The following is a 23,035-nucleotide window of genomic DNA, read 5'->3' on the forward strand; positions in this document are numbered from 1 at the left end:
GGAGAAGCAGCCTTTGCTCTATTTGATCCGGCAGGTTTTATTTTACTTCATGTCCTGCATCAGTACCTCTACGGCTTTCTCGAGTTGGGCGTCTTTGCCTTTCACTACCGCTTCGTACTCATTCCATACCAGTACGTCGGGTTCGGTCTGGGCGTTCTCGAGGTACTGGCCGTTCATGGCTTTTACACCAAGCGGCGGTACACCCCAGCGGATGCTGTTGTCCTGTAAGGCCTCCCAGCCCGCGAATGTACAGGTACCCGGCACCGGCATACCTACCAGCTTGTTGATCTTCTGATCCTGTACCATGAAGGCGTAGCAGTGGCCGTCGGAGTAGTTGGCTTCGTTGGCCAGCGATACGCTCGGCTTGGTCCAGCGGAAGTTAGGCTCGTAGCCGTTGCTTCGGGTATCGGTGGTATAATCCATAAACTGCTTTCCGCTCAGGAACATCGCCAGGTCAGCTACCAGGTCGCCCCCGCCGTTAAAGCGGGTATCTACCACGATGCCTTTTTTCCCGGCAAATTTCCCCATGATTTCCTCGTAGGTAGTTCGGAAGGCCCCGTCGTTCATACCGGGTATGTGTACATAGCCCAGCGCGCCCTTGCTCAGTCGCTCCACCTCATCCTGGTTGCGCTTTACCCAGCGCTTGTACAGCAGGCGGCTCTCTTCGCTAGTCGTTACTGGTTTTACGATTACCTCGCGGCGATTTTTACCGTCCAGTATGGTCACCAGTGTATTCTTATCGGCTTTGCGGTTGAGGTACTGCGCCAGATCGCGGTCGGTTGTGATGGCCTCGCCGTCGATGGCTTCGATAATCATACCCGGTTTGATGTTAAAACCCGCCTTATCCAGCGGACCATCCCTCAGTACCTCCTCAATCCGGACGCCGTTACCCCGGTAGCCGAGATCATAGAAAGCCCCCAATGAAGCGGTAGCGTCATCCGTAGGGCTGGAGGTACCGTAGCGGGCGCCACTGTGCGACACGTTCAGCTCTCCCAGCAGCTCGCTCAGCAGCTCCGCAAACTCGTGGTTGTTGCCAATGTGCGGCAGGTACTTCTCGTAGTCAGGCTTGTAGCTGTCCCAGTCTACGCCGTGCATGCTGGCGGTGTAGAAGGTCTTCTTGGTGCGCCGCCAGATGTGCTCAAACATAAACTTACGCTCCGCTGCTACATCCAGGTTCATTTCGCCCTTGAGGCTGACGGTTTCCTGCTTGCTCTTCTCGGGGTCAATTTTCAGGATTTTGCCGTCGGTGTTCAGGAATATATTCTTCTGGTCCTTGTCCCATACCATGGAGCCACCGCCCGAATTGAGTGTAATAAGCTGCTTGGTCTCTTTGGTACGCAGGTTGGTACTCCACAGGTTATGGCCTTTTTCAAAGCGGGCCAGGTAGTACAGCGTTTCGCCATCCTTGCTCAGCAGCGCATCCGCCAGGCTCGACGAGTGGATGGTAAGCTTGGCTTTACGATCGGCCAGACCATCCCAATCTATCACTACAGGTTCATTTTTATTCTTTTTAGATGAATCCGCCTTGGAAGCTTTTTCCTCCTGCTCTTTCAGCAAGGCCGCATCCTCTTTGCTCAATTTAAAGCGATCATAAGCATCGGGCGTAAAGAACAGCGCGTACACATCGGCCTGCGAGCCGCCACTCTGCGCCTGGCTCCGAAGGCCATCACGGTTGCTGAACCACAGCATCATCTTACCACCATTCACCCATTTGGCGCGGTAGTCCTGGAAGCCGCTCTGGGTCAGGTTGGTGACCTTGCCTTTGCCATCGGCGGCAATGATACCTATCTCACCACTGGCGATGCCCGGTACGCTGTAGTCAAAAAGCATCCACTTGCTGTCGGGGCTCCACTGGAAGTACTGGTCGTTGTCTCGCATGGAGAACAATTCTTTATCTGTCAGCAGGGTACGTACCTTTTTAGAGGCGATGTTGTACACCTTCAGGTTCATGCGGTCTTCCACAAAGGCGATCTCCTTGCCATCCGGCGAGTACTCCGGCTGGTAGTTCTCCTTGTTGTTTTCGATAATAGGCGTTTCTTTCAGTACCGTCGAAGCGTAGAAGTAAGGCTCCTCGCCGCGGGTTATGCGGGTTTCGTAGATTTTCCAGCTATTGCCCCTTTCGGACGCGTACAGCAGCGCCTTTCCGTCGGGTGAGAAGCTCACGCTCCGCTCCTGCTCAGGCGTATTGGTGATACGCTTGGTGACGCCGCCCTCTACCGAACTCACAAATACCTCACCCCGGAAGATATAGGCTACCTCTTTGCCATTGGGTGATACGGCCATATCACGGGCACCACCGCTAACAGCCATTACCTTCTCGTTGTTGCTGCGCGCGTCGGAGGCGATCTGTACCGGTACTTTCTGCGGCTTAGCCCCGGCCTTTAGGGTATATAGCTCGCCGTCGTAGCTGAAACACAGCGTACCGTCGCTGGCGCGGCTCAGGAAGCGAACGGGGTGTTTCTTGAAAGAAGTAAGCGCTTCGGCCGAGGTCGGATTAGCTACATGCATCTGGTATACATTGAATGACCCGCTGCGCTCGCTCAGGTACACGACCTTTTTACCGTCTTCTGTGAATATAGGATTGCGATCTTCGCCGTTGAAGGTAGTGAGCCTGGTATGCTTGCCCGATTTTGCATCGTATACCCAGATATCCCGCGCGATGGATGATGTCTGGTGCTTGCGCCAGGCGTTTTCGCCGCCTTTCCTGTCGTGGTACACCAGCTGGCTGCCATCCTTGCTGTATCTTACGTCTTCGGCGGGGGTACTAAGTACCTGCTCCACCCGGCCGCCGGTAACGGCTACCGAATACAGCTCCGGCTGCGAACCCGTCGGAAACTGCCGATTGGAGGCTACATCCTGACGGGCAGCTCCGAAGAGTACCTGCTTGCCATCGGGCGTAAAATCATAGGGCGACTCATCGGCCGAGTGGAATGTCAGTCGGCGGGGTTCTCCGCCCTCCGCCGGAATCACAAAAACATCAAAGTTGCCGTAGCGGTCGGAGGCAAAGGCAATGGACTTGCCGTCGCGCGACCAGACGGGCATATAGTCGTGGGCTTCGTGCAGTGTCAGGGGCGTGGCAGTACCTCCGGCGGCAGGTACTCGCCAGAGATCTCCTTTGTACGTAAAGACGATTGTTTTGCCGTCGGGCGAGATACTCGGGTAGCGCAGCCACGAGGGAGCCATCTGAGCGGATGCCTCGGGGGCAGCCAGCAGGACAGCCAAAGATACTAGATAGCGTAAGGGCTTGAACATGGAAATGGTTGATGAACTAGTTGCTTAACTAACAAAAATACGTCAGGACAGGGGGCTTTGCAAACCGGAGGTTACTACTATGTTAAGTTTGGATTAGGAGATTTGAAATGGGTCCTCTACTACTTATATTTGGTAAGAACAACCACCACCCTGCCATGAATCGCCTCCTGACCTCCTCCCTCTGCCTGACTCTTGGACTAAGCCTGTCCTCCTGCATCGGACCATTATTAACCGAACGTGAGGGCAAGTTTCTTTCGACTCCGGTCAATCTTGAGCAGTTTAACTCAGAATTTGACGATTATAACTCCAACCTGCCCTCCAATAAGCATGGTCATGACTACCTGATCTTTTCGTCCAAACGCGACCGGAAGGAAGTGTTTAATCTGGTACTAAAGCCTTTCGAGTTGGTATACGACGATAAAACGGATAAGCTGAATGCCAGGATCGGTAGCTTTGGCTGGCTGAGCGTAGGCCAAAATGAAAAGTACTACGACCTTCTGGTCAGAAAAGCCAATCAGGATTGTAATGTATTGGGACCGGCACTTTATTCATTTGATTATAATATAATCCGGGAAGGCACCTCACCAACAGATAAATACCTGCTGCTCTTCGCCGACGACAGCAAGGGCGACCTGCAAATCAAGTTTGTCCATAACTTCAATGATAAAAATGTAGCCGAAGGGCCCTTTGAAGTAAGCTGGCTAAACAGCCCGCAGGACGACGCCTATCCTACCTTTTCGAGCGACTTCTCTACCCTGTACTTCTGCTCCAACCGCGGCGGAAACTTTGATATTTTTGAAGTAGCCCTTCCTACTGACCGCAAGCAACTGCTCGAAACCTTGCTATCGGACAAGCCTCTGCCCGTTACCAAAAACACGCAACTTTCGTCTCCTGCCGACGACAAGTGCCCCCACTTCGTTCAGGGTTGGTGGAGCAACACGATGTACCTGGTTTCCAACCGTCCGGGTGGGCATGGCGGCTTTGATATCTACCATTCTAGGCTGGATGGTACGCAGTGGAGCCAGCCTCAGAATATGGGGGCACGTATCAATACCCAGTATGATGAGTACCGGCCCGTTACACCCCGCAATCGTGACCACTTTACTTACCACCTCGGCATATTCTCCTCCAACCGCCCCGGCGGCAAGGGCGGGTTTGACCTCTATATGGCAGGTTTTTTGAAAGAGAATGAAACGCGCCCGTAAGTAGTAAAAAGCCCTGACACGCAAAGAGGCAACCGAATGAGCTTTGCAAGGAGATTGTACGTAAAATCTCCGCCAGGCTCTATATACCTCTCTAATAAAGTATCTATCTTAAGCTCAAACTATACTCCACCCACTCTATGCGCCGCCTTTTGCTACCCCTCCTCTGTTTGGGCCTCGGCCTCTGTCTGACCTCCTGCCCGGGCAGTATTTTTAACAGGCGCCCTAATGGGAAATTCCAGGAGACGCCCGTCAACCTGGATGTCATCAACTCGGATACGGATGACTACAACTCAAACATACCTATAAATTGGGGTGGCCAGGACTACATTCTTTTTTCATCCAAACGTGCTCGCGGAGATAAGTTTAACCTGGTACTGAAGCCCCTTGCGCTGGCATATGATGATAAAGCCAAGCAGCTCACCGCTAGCATAGGCAACTTTGGCTTGAGCCATCTGGCCAAGGACGAAGATTTCTACGAAAGGCTCATGAAGAAGGCTAATCAGGACTGCAACGTACTAGGCCCGGTGACGTATTCTATTGTGCAGGAGCGGTCCGCAGCAGGCCCCGACGAACAGGGTAGGCACCTGCTACTCTACGCCGACGACAGCAAGGGAGACTTGCAAATCAAGTTTGTGCACAACTTCAACGACAAGTATATACCAGAGGGCCCTTTTGAAGTAAGCTGGCTCAACAGCTCTAAAGATGACGCCTATCCCACCTTTTCAGGTGACTTCTCAACCCTGTACTTCTGCTCCAACCGCGACGGTAACTTCGATATCTTTGAAGTAGCCATACCCACTGACAAAAAACAACTCCTGCAAACGCTGCTATCGGACAAGCCTCTGCCCGTTACTAAAAATACGCGTCTCTCTTCCCCCGCCGATGATAAGTGCCCGCACCTGCCAGGAGGCTGGAGCAGGAGCAATGACAATGTGATGTACTTTGTATCTGATCGCTCCGGCGGGTACGGAGGCTTTGATATTTACTATTCGACGCGGGTGAATGGCCAATGGAAGCAACCTGTTAACATAGGCAGCCGCATTAATACTACCTACGATGAGTACCGCCCCACCACGCTCCGCGAAGGCGACTTCGAATACCACGTAGGTATCTTCTCCTCCAATCGCCCCGGCGGCAAAGGTGGCTTTGATCTGTATGTAGTTGGGTTTCTGCAAGGGGGAGAAATTCCGTACGGTAATTAAGAATAGGTACCCTACTAAACAGCAGCGGCAGCCCGATGGGCTGCCGCTGCTGTCTTTATTATATATTGTATTGTACTGATAGTACTACACCAGCTTCTTGTACTTGATGCGGGTAGGAGTCGCATCGGTACCGAGGCGCTTGCGGCGGTTTTCTTCGTACTCAGAGAAGTTACCCTCAAACCAGTATACCTGCGATTCGCCCTCAAAGGCCAGGATGTGCGTAGCGACGCGGTCGAGGAACCAGCGGTCGTGGGAGATGACTACCGCACAACCAGCGAAGTTTTCCAGACCTTCTTCCAGCGCCCGCAGGGTATTTACGTCCAGGTCGTTGGTAGGCTCATCAAGCAGCAGGAGGTTACCGCCTTCTTTGAGCATCAGGGCCAGGTGTACGCGGTTACGCTCTCCCCCCGATAAGTTGCCTACTTTCTTTTCCTGATCAGCGCCGGCGAAGTTAAAACGGCTCACGTAGGCGCGGGCATTCACCTGCTTACCCCCCAGCATCACCCACTCGTTACCGTCGGAGATGGTCTGGAATACGGTTTTGTTAGGATCCAGATTATCGTGTTCCTGGTCCACGTACGACCACTGCACGGTCTCGCCTACGTCAAAGTGGCCCTTCAGTGGCTTAGCCTGCCCGGTGATTAGTTTGAATAGTGTTGTTTTACCCGCACCGTTCGGTCCGATAATTCCGACGATACCGGCCGGAGGTAGCGCAAAGCTTAGGTCTTCGAACAAGAGCTTATCACCAAAGGCCATGGATACATCATGGGCTTCGATTACCTTGCTACCCAGGCGCGGACCTGCCGGAATGAATATCTCCAGGCGTTCTTCTTTCTCCCTTCCTTCTTCACTCAGTAGCTTTTCGTATGCACCTAAGCGTGCTTTAGATTTGGCCTGACGGGCTTTGGGGGCCATCTTCACCCACTCCAGCTCGCGCTGCAGGGTTTTCTGACGCTTCGACTCCTGTTTTTCCTCTTTCTTCAGGCGGTCCTGCTTTTGTTCCAGCCAGGATGAGTAGTTACCTTTCCAGGGAATACCTTCACCACGGTCCAGTTCCAGAATCCAACCGGCTACGTTATCGAGGAAGTAACGGTCGTGCGTTACGGCGATCACAGTACCTTTGTACTGGCGCAGGTGCTCTTCCAGCCACAGTACCGACTCCGCGTCGAGGTGGTTGGTAGGCTCATCGAGTAGCAGTACGTCGGGCTGGCGCAGCAGCAGGCGGCACAGGGCCACGCGGCGCTTCTCTCCACCCGACAGGTTACCCACGGTAGCATCCGGTGGTGGACAACGTAGTGCGTCCATGGCTATCTCGAGGCGATTGTCCAGGTTCCAGGCGTCGGTAGCGTCCAGTTTTTCCTGTACTTCCCCCTGACGAGCCAGCAGTTTGTCAAAATCAGCATCCGGATCACCAAAGGCCTCATTGATTTCATCAAACTCTTTTAGTAGGTTTACGACTACCTGCACCCCCTCCTCTACTACCTCGCGTACCGTTTTGGTAGGATCTAATTTGGGCTCCTGCTCAAGCATACCGACGGAGTAGTTGGGTGAGAATACTACCTCACCCTGAAAATCCTTGTCAATACCCGCTATAATGCGTAGTAGTGTAGATTTTCCAGATCCGTTAAGACCTAAAACTCCTATCTTGGCACCATAGAAAAAGGATAAATAGATGTTTTTTATGATGTGTCTATTAGGCGGAATTATTTTACTAACACCCGCCATCGAGAAAATAATGGTTTCGTTACTCATTTTTTAGTTAATTTGTGCTTGGCAAATATCATCAAATAAACCCTTACAGTAAAGCAGATAAAAAGTGAAATAATGGAAAATGCCACATTAATGGATGAATACGGTTACGTCAAAGACGGCAAAGTATTTTTAAAGGGGTACCTGGAGTACCCCGATCGGCAGATTGGCGAAGTGAAGCGAACAGAACAGGAAGCCATTGATTACTTTAAGAATCGTTTCACGATTGCCGAAAGTAAGGTGGCCCAACTGGAAGAGGAAGTAGCTGAGGCTCAGAACAAAGGATCGTACCTTACCAAACTGATGCAGCTACGTCGCAAACTGATTGGCTTTGATGCCATCGGTGACTTTATTCCTTTGCTCGAACGACTCGACAAAGCAGAAGCCTACCTGACGGATCTGATCTATTCCAACCAGCTTAAAAACCTTGAGATCAAGCGCGCCCTCATTGAGGATGCCAAAACCGCTGCGGCCATAGAAGACTGGCAAAAGGCAACGGACGAGATTCAGGAGGTAAAAGCCAAGTGGATCAGGACCGGGCCGGTAGACAAAGAGTACCAGGAAGAAGTAGAAACTGCTTTTCAGGGAGTACTTGATGATTTTTTCCAGCGTCGCCGCGATTTCTTCGCCGAGCAGAACAGGGTTATTCAGGAGCGGATTGACGCCTACGAGCGACTCATCAAGCAGACCAAGCAGCTCAACTGGGGCAATGACCTGGATGCCTCCTACCAGAAGGCCCGCGATATACGCCAGGCCTGGAATACCATAGGAGAAGTACCTCCCAAGAAATTCTTCAAGATCAATAAAGCCTACCGGCACTTCCTTAAGCTGTTCTACGATAAGTATAACGCGGCCAAAGGTATCGAGCCGAAGGTAAAGGTAGACCCCCGCGTACTGGAGCAGCAAAAGCTGCTTGCCCAGGCGGAGTCACTCCTTAAAAATGAAAATATAGTAGTAGCGGCAGAGCAGGCCAAAGTACTGCTGAGCAAGTGGAAGGACATCAAGATTCCTTTCAAACTGGTGGATAAGGATATGGCCGAGAAGTTCCGCTCTACCTGCGATAAGATATTTGAATTGAGCTACCTGGCGCGGGTGATCCACCGCAAGTACCCGGCTTTTGAGCTTAAGAGTGAAGAAGAGCAGCTCCGCACCCAGATCCGGGAGATGGAGTGGCTCGTGAAGCGCGAGCGGAGTGACCTTGAGCTGGCTACGCAAAGTACCGAAAGTATGCTGACCGGCGACGAAGAGCAGGATAAGCAACTACTGGGTAAGCTAAATATTCAGAAGCGTAAAGTTGCCATGAAGGACCGCATCCTGCGCGAGTTCCAGAGAAAACTGGACTCTCTCAGCTAGTCTCTTTCATAGAAGACTTACGTACCATAAGCTTTGTCTTGAGCACCCTGGTTTCGAAAGAGACCGGGGTGTTTCTGCTTTCGATCAGTTCCAGCAATAGCTCGGCGGCCTGCTGCCCTATCTCAAACGAAGGCTGAGCTACCGAACTCAGCGGCGGGTCCAGCAGGGACGAAATCGCCAGATCTGAGAAGCCAATCAGTGCGACATCTTCGGGCATGCGATAGCCCAGTTGCCGAAGGGCCCAGTGTACACCCAGTGCAATCCGGTCCGAAGCGGCAAAGATAGCATCGGGCCGCTCACGAAGCGCCATCAGCTGGTAGGCCCGCTCAGTACCTCCGGCCTGGTTGTACTCGCTGGATACCACCCATTCATCCCGAAAAGGAAATCCGTACTTATTCAGAGCGTCCCGGTAGCCGTTGAGCCGGTTGCGGCTAATGGAGAGCTTGGGAGGTCCGGCTATATGAGCAATGTGCTTACATCCCCGCTTGATCAGATGCTCAGTAGCCTCAAAAGCCCCCTTGTAATCATCTACCAGTACCTTATGGGTAGTGATGGCATCGGTAACTCTATCAAAGAACACCACCGGAATGTCTTTTTCCTGTAGCTCCCGGAAGTGATCGTAGCGCTCGGAGCTGCTGGCGAGCGACACGACCAGCCCATCCGCCCGCCGGGTAGCGATGTGCCGCGTATCTATTAACTCCCGCTCGTACGATTCGTGGCTCTGGTAGATCATCACGTGGTACCCCCGGCTGTAGGCTACATCCTCTACCCCCGCAATCGCCGACGAGAAGAACGCATTGGCTATGTCAGGTACTATGATGCCGATGGTATGGGTTCGGTTTTTCAGCAGGCTGAGTGCGATGGGGTTAGGCGAATAGTTGAGCTGTCGGGCCAGCTCCAGCACCCGCTGCTTGGTATCCTCGCTTATTTCGGAGCTATCCCGCAACGCTCTGGACACCGTTGATTTCGAAACATTCAGTTCGCGCGCAATTTCTTTGATGGTAACAGAGGCCTTACCCATGTATTTTATTGTAATAGTACAATTATCTCAAATTATCATTTGCCTGACCAGCAGCTCAGTCTAACCGCAATATATCGAAAATTATAAAATTTCCCGGAAAAAGACGCTCTTCCGGGAACGGTTCCGGGAACGGTTGCGTAGATTTCTTGCTTTTTTTCAAGAAGTTTTTTTGCATATCAACGGCTTCCTGTGTAATCTCAGTAAGATTATACTCTATAATCTACCCGAGCCATTCAATCGTTTTCGCAAAAAATTACTATTCCTTACCTCACAGTTACCATGGAAATCACTGCTGTTGCTTCAGCTTCTTTTACCTCGCGCCGGACAGGTGGTATGGAGGTACTATTCGGGAAAGTCGTTCGGGAAGGCGATTATACCGCCTTTCGTGAGTTGTTTACGCGCCACTACCGCAGCCTATGTACCTATGCGATGCGCGTAGTGGTAGTACGGGAGATCGCCGAAGAGGTAGTAGCGGATGTATTTGTGAAGCTATGGAAAAACCGGGAGCAGATAGAGGTACATACGTCGTTTGAGGCGTATATGTACCGGGCTGTACGCAACCAGGCGCTGGACTACCTGAAGCTACGCTCGTACCGCTGCCGGGAGCGCGACTCGCTGGACTCGGTACAGTGGAATAGCACCCACGCTGACCACTACACCCCTATTGAGGAAATCGCATTCAATGAGTTCTATGACCGGGTTGAAGGCTGCATCAGTGAGCTACCCCGCCAGTGCCAGGTTATATTCCGGCTGAGCCGTGAAGAAGGCCTGCGCTACCGCGAGATTGCCGAGCGCCTGCAGATCTCCGTCAAAACCGTAGAAACCCAGATGGGCCGCGCGCTGAAGGTACTACGTGAGCGCGTACCCGAAAATCGCCTGGTAGCTTAAGTGCGGGTAAAGAGACGTAACTTTCGTCCTCTTTTTGTGAATCTATTTTTTTACTAATCGAACTACTTTCAGAATGGCTCTCGAACAAACCTGGCGCTGGTTTGGCCCCAATGATCCGGTATCACTTCCGGATGTACGGCAGGCTGGTGCTACAGGGATCGTATCAGCGCTCCATCACCTGCCCAATGGTGTAGTATGGAGTGAGGAAGAAATACTAAAGCGTAAAACAACCATAGAAGAGGCCGGACTCACCTGGTCGGTGGTAGAAAGTGTACCTGTACACGAAGCCATCAAGACCCGCACCGGACGCTTCAAGGAATACATAGATAACTATAAGGAGACCCTGTACAACCTGGGGCGGAGCGGCATCGATACGGTATGTTACAACTTCATGCCCGTACTCGACTGGACCCGCACCGATCTGGACGCTCCCATGCCGGATGGCTCTACGGGCCTGCGGTTTGACGCTACGCATTTTGCGGCCTTTGAACTCTACATACTATCGCGCAGAGGAGCCGAGCAGGAGTACAGCGATGAGCAGAAGCAGAAAGCCCGTGCATGGCTGGATGGAGCCACCGACGAAGAGGTGCGCAAACTTACCCGCAACATCATAGCCGGACTACCCGGCTCAGAGGAAAGCTTCACCATTGAGGAGTTCCGTGAGGTACTGGATACCTATAGGGATGTAGATGACGCCAGGCTGCGCGAGAACCTGTACCTGTTTGTGCAGGAGATAGCACCGGCTGCGGCCGAAGCAGGCATACGGCTTTCAATCCACCCCGACGACCCTCCGTACCCGATCATGGGACTGCCCCGGGTAGTAAGTACCGAGCAGGACGCCCGTCAGCTCCTGCAGGCGTGTGATATACCGGCTAATGGTATATGCTTCTGTACGGGCTCCTACGGCGTACGCGCCGACAACGATCTGGTAGGTATGGTAGAGCGACTCGGCGACCGTATCCATTTTATACACCTGCGGGCAACCCGCCGCGAGGCTGACGGCAGCTTCTATGAAGCCGATCACCTGACAGGCGACGTAGATATGTACGGAGTGATGAAAGCCCTCCTGACGGAGCAGAAACGCCGGCAAAGCAGTGGCAGAAGCGACCTGCGGATGCCTTTCCGCCCCGACCACGGCCACCGTATGCTCGACGACCTCAACTCCGTCAAGAAGATTAACCCCGGCTACACGGCTATCGGACGTCTGCGTGGACTGGCTGAGCTGAGAGGTTTGGAAATGGGAATAGAAAGGTCTGGCCTTATATAGCCAGCACGTAGATAGATAGTAGTAGGAACGATTAAATCCACTTTTCGATGTTTGTCATTCAACATACCGCGCAGAAAACCTTCGTGACGGAAGATTTCCTGCTTCGCACCGAAACGGCCCGGCATCTCTACCACCAGTATGCCAAGCAAATGCCGATTATTGACTACCACTGCCACCTGTCGCCCGAGCAGATAGCCGATGATACTAAGTTTGAAAACCTGACGCAGGTATGGCTATATGGCGACCATTACAAGTGGCGCGCCATGCGTACCAACGGCATCAATGAGCGCTACTGTACCGGCGATGCCAGCGATTGGGAGAAGTTTGAGAAATGGGCCGAGACGGTACCCTATACCATGCGTAACCCCCTTTACCACTGGACCCATCTGGAGCTGCTGCGGTACTTTGACATAGATATTATTCTTAATAAAGATACCGCCCGCGATATCTACGAGGAATGTTCGGCCAAGCTGAAGCAGCCGGAGTACAGTGTGCGTAGTCTGCTGCGCCGGATGAATGTAGAAGTAGTATGTACTACGGATGACCCGGTGGATGCCCTGCAGGCCCACCAGCAACTCCGGAACGAAGAGTTTGACATACAGGTACTGCCTACCTTCCGCCCCGACAAGGCCATGCTCCTTATCGACCAGCCCAAGGCTTTTGCCGACTACGTAACCAAGCTATCGGTAGCAGCGGGACAGGATATCGGGACGCTGGACGAGTACCTGCAGGCACTGCGTAGCCGCCATGCCTACTTTGCTTCGATGGGCTGCCGCCTCTCCGATCACGGTCTGGAGCAGGTATATGCCGCCGACTTTGATGAGGCTACCGTAGCCGCCACCTTCGCGAAGGTACTGGCGGGCGAAGCACCTGCCCCGGCCGAGTCGCTGATGTTCAAGTCGGCGATGCTATACTGGCTGGCTCAGTGGGATGCTGCCTCCGACTGGACCCAGCAGTACCACCTGGGCGCCCTGCGCAACAACAACTCCCGCATGATGCGTCAGCTGGGTCCTGACACCGGCTGGGACTCTATCGGCGATTTCAGCCAGGCCCAGGCCCTGACCCGCTTCCTCGACCGCCTCGATTCCAGCAACGAGCTCGCCAAAACCATCCTGTACAACCTCAACCCCTCGGACAACGAAATTATCGCCACCATGATCGGTAACTTCAACGATGGCAGTGTAGCGGGTAAGGTTCAGTTTGGCTCGGGCTGGTGGTTTCTGGATCAGAAAGATGGCATGGAGCGCCAGATGAACGCGCTTTCCAACATGGGGCTGCTGAGCCGTTTTGTAGGTATGCTTACCGACTCGCGCAGCTTTCTCTCCTACCCACGCCACGAGTACTTCCGCCGCATCCTGTGTAACCTCATCGGTACTGACGTAGAGAACGGAGAGCTGCCTAATGACCTCCCCTGGCTGGGCAAACTGGTGCAGGATATCTGCTACTACAACGCCAAGAATTACTTTGGATTTAGAGGGTAGGTATGTACTCCCTGCTCCTTATTTAGGGAAATACGCGCTTATATGCTACTCACTATATACAAAGCGGACAGGCTGGCCTGTCCGCTTTGCTGACACTAAACCCGGATACACTACCAGCGGCTTATTGACCTCTTGTGGTGAGTTTACAACCTTTACCTTAATCTCGCATGATTACCAAGCCTGTCACTCCTCCTGCCGAGGCCCCACAGATTCCCAAGCCTGCCAGTAATTATCGCTGGCGAATCGTAGCCTTGTTATTCTTCGCTACCGTCATCAACTACATCGACCGGAACGTGCTTTCGTTCACGATGATTGATGATAATTTCAAGAAGGATATGCTCGGCCTGCCCGCTAATCAACCGCTTACCGAAGCGGCCATTGCGCAGTTCAAGATACAGATGGGTTATGTGGACTCAGCCTTTAAGCTGATGTACATGTTCGGATTTATCCTGATCGGCTGGCTGATCGACCGCATCGGTACCAAGAAAGGCTACGCTCTGGGGATTACTGTATGGAGTATCGCCGGTATTGGTACCGCCTTTGTCGGCTCTATCATGGGGCTGCGCTTTATGCGGGGACTACTGGGGCTTGGCGAAGCTTCTAACTTTCCGGCCGCTATCAAAACCGTATCAGAATGGTTTCCCAAGAAGGAGCGTACTTTGGCCAACGGTATTTTCAACGCTGGTACTAACATTGGAGTTATCCTGACGGCACTGTCTATTCCGGCTCTGACGCTGGCTTTTGGCTGGCGGGCTTCTTTCCTGATTACGGGAGCTTTGGGCGCTTTTCTGCTGATATTCTGGTGGATTCTGTACAGCAAGCCCGAAGAAAACAAAAATCTACGTAAAGAAGAGCTGGCCTATATCAACAGCGACGCCGATCATGAGCAGTCGCAGGTAAAGATACCCTGGATCAAAATGTTAAGCTACCGCCAGACCTGGGCACTGATGGTGGGTAAATTCCTGGCTGACCCCATCTGGTGGTTCTACCTGACCTGGTTACCTGACTTCTTCAACACCAACGAAGCGCTGGACCAGAAGCTGGACCTGAAAACCATTGGTATTCCTTTCCTGATCATTTACCTGGTATCTGACGTAGGTAGCGTGTTCTTCGGCTGGCTGTCTACCCAATTTATGAAAATGGGATGGTCGCTCAACAAAGCCCGCAAGACTACTATGCTCATCTGCGCGCTTTGTGTAGTACCTATTTTCTTTGCGTCAATTACTAATAACATCTATATAGCTATTGCGCTGATTTCGCTGGCAGCTTCGGCGCACCAGGGCTGGTCGGCCAACCTCTATACCTTTGGTTCTGACCTGTTTCCCAAGAATATGGTGGCCTCGGCTACCGGTATCGGCGGTATGGCCGGTGCTATCGGAGGGGTAGGATTTGCGGCTGCATCTGGGGAGATTATTGCAAGTGTGGGTTACGTACCTCTGTTCATAATTGCTTCGGTAGCTTACCTGATCGCACTGGGTATTATCCAGCTGATCATGCCCCGTCTGGAACCCATCAAAAAAGCAGAATAGGACTGTTTAATAGAAAGAACTAATTTGCTGGCCAGGCCAGTAAATTAGTTCTTTCTGTATATATACGATTAAAGCAACACAATGGCTCAGATTATTACTTTTGGCGAGGTACTGATGCGGCTTAGTACGCCCGGTTTCGCTCGTTTCGAACAGGCTCAGCAGTTTAATGTCACCTACGCGGGAGGCGAGGCCAATGTAGCCGCCGCACTCGCTTACTGGGGCCACTCCACCGCCCACGTTACCCGCTTTCCGGATACACCCGTGGGTCGCGCGGCAGCTCATTACCTGCGTTACCACGGCGTAGATATCTCGCACATGCTGTACGGCGGCAATCGCATCGCTGTGTACTTCCTCGAAACGGGAGTGGCCATGCGTCCCAGCCAGATCGTCTACGACCGCCAGTTCTCTTCTTTCGCCGAGCTTAATCCTGCCGAGATTGAATGGGACCATATCCTGAAAGATGCCAAGTGGTTTCACTGGGCAGGTATTACTCCGGCTCTGTCACAGGCGGCGGCCGATGCCTGTCTGGAGGGTATTCGTACGGCCCGCAAGTACGGGCTGACTGTATCCGGTGATATATTCTACCGCTCCAACCTGTGGAAGTATGGGAAAAAGCCCTCCGAAATACTTCCCGAACTAACGGCAGGTACCGACCTGGTGGTAGGTAGCCCCTTTATATTTAAAGATATTTTCGGAATAGAGCCGGGTGCCACTTTTGAAGAGTCCTGCCAGCGTCTCCACGAAGCATTCCCGCAGGTAAGCCGGGTAGTAGATACCCACCGGACTTCTGTAAGCGCCAGCCATAACCTGCTACGGGCTTCTATGTGGAATGGTAATAAAGTACTGGAAACCGAAGATATTGAAATCAACCCCATCATCGACCGTGTAGGCGGTGGGGACGCGTTCATAGCCGGACTCATCCACGGCCTGCTCACGTTCAATGATGAGCAGCGTGCGCTGGAATTTGGTGTGGCCGCTTCGGCTCTCAAGCATACCATTGAAGGAGATGCCCTGGTATCTACCGAAGCAGAGGTAGAGGCCATCCGGCAGGGTGACACTTCGGGACGCATCAAACGGTAGTAAACACGGTACCTGATCCAATTAAACAGATTTTATGGCAGCTATTGATAAAGACACAATCATTACTCTTATGCAGGAAGTGGGCATCGTGCCCCTCTTCTACCATGCTGATTCAGGTATTGTTAAAGAAGTACTAAAAGCCTGCTACGACGGGGGCGCCCGCGTATTTGAGTTTACCAACCGCGGCGAAAACGCCTACGATACATTTGTTGAGCTCCTGAAGTACGTACAGGAACACCTGCCGGGTATGGCGCTCGGCATTGGTACTATTTATGACGCTGATATGGCTCGCCGATTCATTGATGCCGGGGCCGATTTTGTCGTAGCCCCTTTCATGAATCCGGAGGTAGGCCGGGTATGCTCAGAAGCAGGAATTCCCTGGCTGCCGGGCATCGCTACGCTGACGGAGATCTTCCAGGCCCAGCAGGCCGGTGCTGAAGTAGTAAAAGTATTTCCGGGCGAAGTGGTAGGCCCTGGCTTTGTGAAAGCCGCCCGTGGCCCAATGCCCCACCTGCGCATGATGGTGACCGGAGGTGTACAGCCTACGCGGGAGAGCCTGCAGGAGTGGCTGGGCGCTGGTGCTTACTGTGTAGGACTTGGCTCACATCTGTTCCCTAAGGATGTACTGGCTAGTGGCAACTACGGCTGGATCACGGATAAAGTCGCAGAGTGTATTAGTTTGGTGAAGGAAATCAGATCCTAGAGCCGCTAAATATAGGAAGCTACAAAAAGAGCTATGGTCATTAAGGCCATAGCTCTTTCTAGTATACATATCATCAGGCGGAAGCCGCTCTGGATACTATTATCCTTTCTTCCTCTCTTCTCTTCTCTCCTTTCGCTCCTGTTTTCTCTGCTCCCGACGCTGCTTTCGATCATTAGCTTTATTCGTAGCGTTGGAGCTACCACCTTTTTCATTCGATGACGAACTGAACAGATCATAGAACTGAACTGAGTTATCAAACTCGGCCTTGAAGGCCTCTATGTAGGCATTACGGACCATTCCCCCAAGTATAGGCCAGATACTGGTATTGACATTACTGACATCCCCCTGCAGAGGTATGTTAGTAGCCACCTGTTCCTTTTTCTGATTCTCCAGGATCTCTTTACCTCCCTCTGCCAAAAGTTCTTTGATAAATCCTCCGACACCCCGTTTTTCCTCCTTATTGTTCTCCTCCTTCAGCTTAAATATCTGCATATCTTTGGTGAGAGGCTTTACGTAACCTTCCAGCTTTCCATCATACATCGCCAGCTCGCTGTAGATACTGATGGTCCCCTTCTCAAAGTCAATATCTGCGTACTCGCGGGCTAGTTTGTTAAGCTCTACCAGCTGTACGTTATCAAAATTGAGCTGATAGTCTAAGTCGGGCATCTTCTTAAGCAGGTTCATATCTGCTTTGAAGTTCAGCTTTCCGCCGTATCCCTGTAGGTCGCCGGAAGCTCTGACCGGCGAGGGTAGGCGCGCTCCCTTCTCCTCGACATTCCGGATGTTTTCAATCTGAAGCTGGAAGTTTTTCATGGATAGATCCGTACCGGGCTGACTGATCACATTGGTCAGGTCGATCTGGCCATCCACTATGGCGAAGCGGTTGATCTCGATCGGCATCAGGTCTTTTACAACCTGCGTCCAGTCGTTTTCAACCCCTGTTTGACTAGAGCCTTCGTCTTCACTGAAAGCAAAGTTTATTTCCCCGTTATAGGTGATTACTTCACCTACCAGCTTTCCTTTCCAGAGTGACTCCCACTCTACGGATAAGTCGGTCAAAGGGATCTTAATAAATGGCTCCTTCACCTGGCCATTTACCTTTTGGATATTCATACCCTCAATCTGGTAGGCTCCGCGTAATAGAGATATGTTTACATCCTCAATACGGCCGGTATAGCCATCCATTTCGGAGAGTACTTTATTGACGTAGCGTACTACAAAGTAGGGAAGCAAAAGCCGGGCAATAATCAGTAAGACTACCAGCCCCAGCAATATCTTGACAGACTTTCTCAAAGCTTCTTTGATGGTTTAGTTAAAAAAATCTTCTCCCACAACGCAGGAGAAGATCACATGCAAAGAATCTTACAAAAAAGTGTGCCAGTGCAACTACCTGTAACTCTTCATAGAATTTAGATAACGTATAAACGTATGGTAGTACCTAGGAAGCGACTTCGGCGGTCAGGAGCACCCTGGCGCCCTGGGCTTCCAGTACCTGCAAATTCTCCGTTACAGCCTCCTTAAAGCCCCGCAGGGCGGTCAGGTCGCTCTCCCAGAGCTGCGTATCCGACAGCACTACTTCTACCAGCCTGGCCCGATCAGCACCGTACTGCTGCCACATATTGTGGAAGTAGTCAGCTGAGTCACAGCGGATGGGATATTTTACTCCATTACGCAGGCCGTAGTACTTGCCATCGACAGCCTCGACTGCCTTCATGAACAGCAGATAGGCCGCAAACCCCTGGGCTATACGTACTGGTACTTCGCTCTGCTGGCGATAGTGGTTCAGTAGCGTGGGGATGTTGCGCATGCGCATCTTAGCGGTATACTGTACCGTAATATCGATGAGCTGGTGGCGGATGAATGGGTTACGGAAGCGGTCGAGCACGTCCTTCCCAAACTGGCGGGCGCGGTCAAGATCTACCTCGTAGGGAATGGCAGGTGCCAGCTCGTCCATCATCAGCTCGGTAATAAAGCGCTCGGTCTCGGCAGTCTCCATACTCTCCCTGACCGTCTCCAGTCCCGCCAGGTAGCACAAGCCTACGCACAGCGTATGGGTACCATTGAGCAGACGTAGCTTGAGCTCGCGGTACAGGTCTATGTTGGGTTCAATAATAATCCCCTTATCGGCCTCGGCAAAGCTAAGTACGGCGCGTACCTTTTCGTCGCCTTCAATGGCCCAGAGCCTGTATACCTCCGACATGATGAGCAGGTCGTCCTGGTAGCCAAGTTTCTCCGTCAGTTCGGCCAGAGTAGCCTCATCGGGCTGTCCGGGTACTATGCGATCTACGAGGGAGCTACAGAATTGGTTGTGCTCCACTACCCAGGTAGTAAATGCCTCACCCAGCGCGTGACGACGCGCCTGCTCGAGCACGATCTCACGTAGCTTGGGACCATTGTCAGGTACCAGCTCGGTAGGTACAATGACCATACCGCTCTCCGGCGAGCCGGCAAAGGCATTAAAACGCTCCCACAAAAATGCCGCCAGCTTACCCGGAAACGAAGCGGGCGGTGAAGCCAGCAGGTCGTCATCAGTAAGTTGAATACCTACTTCGGTCGTATTGGAGATGATGATCTGGATGTCGGCGTTGCGGGCGCATTCGAGTATAGCAGGCCACTCAGTACGGGCTGACAACGTACGGCTAACGGAAGTATTGATGATATCCTCCTCAACCGGAGCGCCTTCCTCTATGCCTCTGATGCACTGGGTGTAGAGGTTGCTCTGGTCGGCAAAGGCATCCACTCCGCCCCGATCGGTGGACTTTACCACCACAATTCGTCCGTTGAAGATGCCCTGCTGGTTGGCTTTGTTTATGAAGTAATCGGGTAATCCGCGTAGCAGGACTCCGGTACCAAACTGAACTACTTTTTCGGGTAAAGCCAGTAGTCGCTCGGCATCAGGGCATAGCTCAGGCTTTTGTATCAGTAACTGGGGGGTAAGGCGCGTCATAGATAAGCAAGTAAATGTGTTTATACTGAAAGACGCTCTTTGGCAAATCTAACCCCTACTACATGCAGAACGGCGTGCCTGATGGCACGCCGTTCGCTGTATCGTTTGAGTCTATACCCCCTTATACTACGTTCACCTTGATCATACTATCCTCGGGTTCTTTTTTCTCCTCGGGTAGTACAAACTTGATGGGGTTTGATACTTTCTCGGGCAGCAGCGCTACGGCCAGTACCTCGTCTACAGTATCTACGTAGTGGAATTTCAGGTCTTTGATATAATCAGGATGTACTTCCTCTACGTCTTTGCGGTTTTTGACGCACAGGATAATTTCCTTCACCCCGGCCCGGCGTGCCGCCAGGATCTTCTCTTTGATACCTCCTACCGGAAGTACCTTTCCACGCAGCGTGATCTCACCCGTCATGGCCACAAAAGGCTTCACGCGACGTTGGGTAAATATAGAGGCCACGGAGGTCAGCATGGTAATACCCGCCGAGGGACCATCCTTAGGTACAGCACCCGCCGGTACGTGTACGTGCAGGTCGTAGTTATTGAAGATGCGGTAATCTATATCAAAGTCTTCCGAGTGCGCTTTCAGGTACGAAAGAGCCGTGATAGCCGATTCCTTCATGACATCTCCCAGTTGCCCGGAAAGTGTCAGACTACCTTTGCCCCGGCTCAGGCTTGACTCGATGAAGAGAATCTCGCCTCCTACCGACGTCCAGGCCAGCCCCGTTACTACACCGGCTATATCGTTGTCCTGGTACAAGTCTTTATCAAATATTTCGGCCCCCAGCAGTTTTTCTACATGCTCTTCTTTGATCACCTTAGGGTAGTCCTGCTCCATCGCAATCGCCTTGGCTATTTTACGGATCAGGGCGCCTACTTTCTGCTCGAGCATACGTACTCCCGACTCACGGGTGTAGCCTTCCACAATGCGGAGCAGGGCTTTGTCTTCCACCTTTACGTCCGTCGACTTCAGGCCGTGCTCTTTGCGCTGCTTGGGTACCAGGTACTTTTTAGCGATCTGAAGCTTCTCCTCAATGGTATAGCCCGTCATCTCGATAATCTCCATCCGGTCGCGCAGGGCGGGATGAATGGTTTCGAGGGAGTTGGCCGTAGCCACAAAGAGTACCTTCGAAAGGTCGTATTCTACTTCCAGGTAGTTGTCCGTAAAGGACGAGTTCTGCTCGGGATCCAGTACTTCCAGCAGTGCCGAAGCCGGATCACCCCGGAAGTCAGAGCTTACTTTATCTATTTCGTCCAGAATAAAGACCGGATTGGATGAACCTACCTTCTTAATATTCTGGATGACTTTACCGGGCATAGCACCAATATAGGTCTTGCGATGGCCGCGTATTTCGGCCTCATCGTGTACTCCACCCAGCGCCATACGGATGTACTCCCGGTTAAGCGCCTTAGCTATGGACTTACCCAGGGAAGTCTTACCTACACCCGGAGGCCCGTACAGACACAGGATAGGCGCCTTCATGTTATTCTTGAGCTTCAGTACCGCCAGGTACTCAATGATACGCTCTTTTACTTTTTCAAGGCCGAAATGGTCGGCATCGAGTATCTTCTGAGCCCGCACCAGATCAAAGTTGTCTTTGGTATATTGGTTCCAGGGCAGATCAACCATCATCTCGAGGTAGTTGAGCGTAACCGGGTACTCCGGTGCCATGGGGTTGATGCGCTGCAGCTTGCTTAGTTCTTTCTCGAAATGCTGACGTATCGGGGCGGGCCAGGTTTTCTGGCTTCCCTTTATGCGCAGTTCATCCATATCGCGCTCCGGACTATCAATGCCCAGCTCGTCGTGCAGTACCTTGATCTGCTGACGCAGGAAGTAGTCACGCTGTTGCTGGTCAATGTCGGAGCTGGCCTTGGTCTGGATTTCCCGCTTCAGTTCGAGCATTTCAATCTCGCGCATCATGAACTGCAGCAGCAGATTAGCCTGCTTCTGTCCATTGGTCTCTTCCAGGAGCCGCTGCTTATCTACCACCTCCACGTTGAGGTTAGACGACAGAAAATGAATAAGGAAGATGGGACTTTCAATATTATCCAGCGCAATACGGGCTTCCTGGGGTATTTCCGGGTTTAGTCGCATGATGCGGTGAGCTCCATCGCGCAGCGACTGCAGCAGGGCCTTGGACTCCTTACGGTTAGCATTGGCAAATGAATCCTCAATGGCTTCAACCTTCGCCGTAATATAAGGCTCTTCGCGCAGGATGTCTTTGATATGAAAGCGTTGCCGTCCCTGTACAATAATGGTCACATTACCATCCGGCAGGGTGATCATTTTGAGGATATGCGCTACGGTACCTACCTTATACAGGTCGTCCGCGGATGGATCTTCTTTAAGGGGCTTGGCCTGTGTAACCGCTCCCAGGATCCGGGAGTTTATCTCCGAATTGCGATAGATCTTCTTAACCAGCCGGATGGCTTTCTGCCGTACGACGGTCACAGGAATGACCATCCCCGGAAATAGTACGGTCTGGCGGATTGGCAATATGGGGAGCTCCTCGGGGACATCAAACGGCTCATCAGAGCCTTCGGGCCCACCCAGTGGTACAATTTCAAGGCTATCTAGGTCGGCGTCAGACATCAATATCCGACTGTATAGATCAGAATTTTCAAACTTCATAGGCATTCTGTCAGGCTGACAGAGATTCTTTTCCCAATTTACAATAAAATATAATTAATTAGCGGGGTATACTAACGATAAAATAGCCGTACCACCCATGCATTTGTCATGGCCCTGTCCTACTACTGACATGGCTCTACGCTGACTACTGAAGCGGGTGCAACGACTGTCCTTTTTTGAATAAAATCGTTTTCTTACCGGTGGGTAGCTTAAGGTTCAGCATATTCATCTGGTCACTGAACACATCCATCAGCAAATTGTTCTGCAGCATCCAGCCATCAATAGTACCCTGAGCCGGTACTTCCAAGTAGATCCAGGTAGCATCTGCTTCCTGCTCTTTCCCCACGTACTGAAAAGGACGCACCTGCTGTCTGGCATCCATAAGCACAAAACTCTTCCTTAGATACTTCTCTACAAAAGGGTCGTTCTGGTCGTTGTTGTTTACCACGAAGCGCCGGTTGTTGTTTTCTACAGATAAGGCTTTCTCCAGATCATCCGTAAATACCCGTATACTAATTTCCAGGGACTTCTGGGCTGGATTATACTGCATCTGCGTCACGCTCACGTGGTACTCGTGTACAGCTCTGGCTGCCACAAAGAGGGCCAGTATACCCAAAGCCAATAGTAGTGTTACTCTTTTCGTCATAGCCAGCTAGTTGCAGCCTGTCAGATACGTCTACGACAGCCCGCGCTCCCGGTAAGTGGCGTGGGCTGTCGTAG

General features: G+C 52.1%; 16 protein-coding genes. 9 read left to right on the forward strand and 7 right to left on the reverse strand.

Annotated features, from left to right (window positions below; all coding sequences use genetic code 11):
- Positions 1–42 precede the first annotated feature (42 nt).
- Complete coding sequence (locus tag JTN23_RS21775) at positions 43–3,252, reverse strand: S41 family peptidase (RefSeq protein WP_247237182.1); 3,210 nt, start codon at positions 3,250–3,252, stop codon at positions 43–45.
- A 155-nt stretch (positions 3,253–3,407) separates the two neighbouring features.
- Between JTN23_RS21775 and JTN23_RS21780 the strand changes: the two genes are divergently transcribed.
- Positions 3,408–4,457, forward strand: a complete 1,050-nt coding sequence (locus tag JTN23_RS21780) for a TolB family protein (protein ID WP_247237183.1) — start codon at positions 3,408–3,410, stop codon at positions 4,455–4,457.
- A 137-nt stretch (positions 4,458–4,594) separates the two neighbouring features.
- Entirely contained in the window at positions 4,595–5,659 is a 1,065-nt protein-coding gene (locus tag JTN23_RS21785) for a TolB family protein (protein ID WP_247237184.1), read from the forward strand.
- A gap of 84 nt (positions 5,660–5,743) precedes the next feature.
- On the opposite strand, the gene ettA is transcribed toward JTN23_RS21785, so the two are convergent.
- Positions 5,744–7,411, reverse strand: coding sequence for an energy-dependent translational throttle protein EttA (ettA, locus tag JTN23_RS21790; RefSeq protein ID WP_247237185.1), 1,668 nt, complete (start codon positions 7,409–7,411; stop codon positions 5,744–5,746).
- Between the two features lie 72 nt (positions 7,412–7,483).
- On the opposite strand from ettA, the gene JTN23_RS21795 reads away from it, so the two are divergent.
- Positions 7,484–8,761, forward strand: a complete 1,278-nt coding sequence (locus tag JTN23_RS21795) for a DUF349 domain-containing protein (RefSeq protein ID WP_247237186.1) — start codon at positions 7,484–7,486, stop codon at positions 8,759–8,761.
- Here the strand turns inward: JTN23_RS21795 and JTN23_RS21800 are convergent.
- On the reverse strand, positions 8,754–9,782 hold the full coding sequence (locus tag JTN23_RS21800; RefSeq protein ID WP_247237187.1) for a LacI family DNA-binding transcriptional regulator: 1,029 nt from the start codon (positions 9,780–9,782) through the stop codon (positions 8,754–8,756). The two genes, JTN23_RS21795 and JTN23_RS21800, sit on opposite strands and share 8 nt — an antisense overlap.
- A gap of 279 nt (positions 9,783–10,061) precedes the next feature.
- On the opposite strand from JTN23_RS21800, the gene JTN23_RS21805 reads away from it, so the two are divergent.
- The 6 genes from JTN23_RS21805 to JTN23_RS21830 all read left to right on the forward strand — a co-directional run bounded on the left by JTN23_RS21805 (position 10,062) and on the right by JTN23_RS21830 (position 16,730).
- Entirely contained in the window at positions 10,062–10,670 is a 609-nt protein-coding gene (locus JTN23_RS21805) for an RNA polymerase sigma-70 factor (protein ID WP_247237188.1), read from the forward strand.
- Between the two features lie 73 nt (positions 10,671–10,743).
- Entirely contained in the window at positions 10,744–11,937 is a 1,194-nt protein-coding gene (gene uxuA / locus JTN23_RS21810; protein ID WP_247237189.1) for a mannonate dehydratase, read from the forward strand.
- A 47-nt stretch (positions 11,938–11,984) separates the two neighbouring features.
- Positions 11,985–13,418, forward strand: a complete 1,434-nt coding sequence (gene uxaC, locus JTN23_RS21815; protein ID WP_247237190.1) for a glucuronate isomerase — start codon at positions 11,985–11,987, stop codon at positions 13,416–13,418.
- Between the two features lie 167 nt (positions 13,419–13,585).
- Positions 13,586–14,947 (forward strand): MFS transporter, encoded by a 1,362-nt coding sequence (locus JTN23_RS21820; RefSeq protein WP_247237191.1) that lies wholly within the window; start codon positions 13,586–13,588, stop codon positions 14,945–14,947.
- 81 nt (positions 14,948–15,028) lie between these two features.
- Complete coding sequence (locus tag JTN23_RS21825; RefSeq protein ID WP_247237192.1) at positions 15,029–16,027, forward strand: sugar kinase; 999 nt, start codon at positions 15,029–15,031, stop codon at positions 16,025–16,027.
- Between the two features lie 34 nt (positions 16,028–16,061).
- On the forward strand, positions 16,062–16,730 hold the full coding sequence (locus JTN23_RS21830) for a bifunctional 4-hydroxy-2-oxoglutarate aldolase/2-dehydro-3-deoxy-phosphogluconate aldolase (protein WP_247237193.1): 669 nt from the start codon (positions 16,062–16,064) through the stop codon (positions 16,728–16,730).
- A gap of 99 nt (positions 16,731–16,829) precedes the next feature.
- Here JTN23_RS21830 and JTN23_RS21835 read toward each other — a convergent pair whose 3' ends face one another.
- From JTN23_RS21835 to JTN23_RS21850, 4 genes are all read right to left on the reverse strand, one after another.
- A complete protein-coding gene (locus JTN23_RS21835) occupies positions 16,830–18,023 on the reverse strand; it encodes a DUF748 domain-containing protein (protein WP_247237194.1) in 1,194 nt (397 codons plus the stop codon).
- A gap of 145 nt (positions 18,024–18,168) precedes the next feature.
- Positions 18,169–19,677 (reverse strand): tagaturonate reductase, encoded by a 1,509-nt coding sequence (locus JTN23_RS21840; protein ID WP_247237195.1) that lies wholly within the window; start codon positions 19,675–19,677, stop codon positions 18,169–18,171.
- A 121-nt stretch (positions 19,678–19,798) separates the two neighbouring features.
- On the reverse strand, positions 19,799–22,315 hold the full coding sequence (gene lon, locus JTN23_RS21845; RefSeq protein ID WP_247237196.1) for an endopeptidase La: 2,517 nt from the start codon (positions 22,313–22,315) through the stop codon (positions 19,799–19,801).
- Positions 22,316–22,460: 145 nt separating this feature from the next.
- Complete coding sequence (locus JTN23_RS21850) at positions 22,461–22,961, reverse strand: DUF6702 family protein (RefSeq protein WP_247237197.1); 501 nt, start codon at positions 22,959–22,961, stop codon at positions 22,461–22,463.
- Positions 22,962–23,035: the final 74 nt, after the last annotated feature.

The organism is Telluribacter roseus, from assembly GCF_017355915.2.
Lineage (GTDB): Bacteria > Bacteroidota > Bacteroidia > Cytophagales > Spirosomataceae > Telluribacter.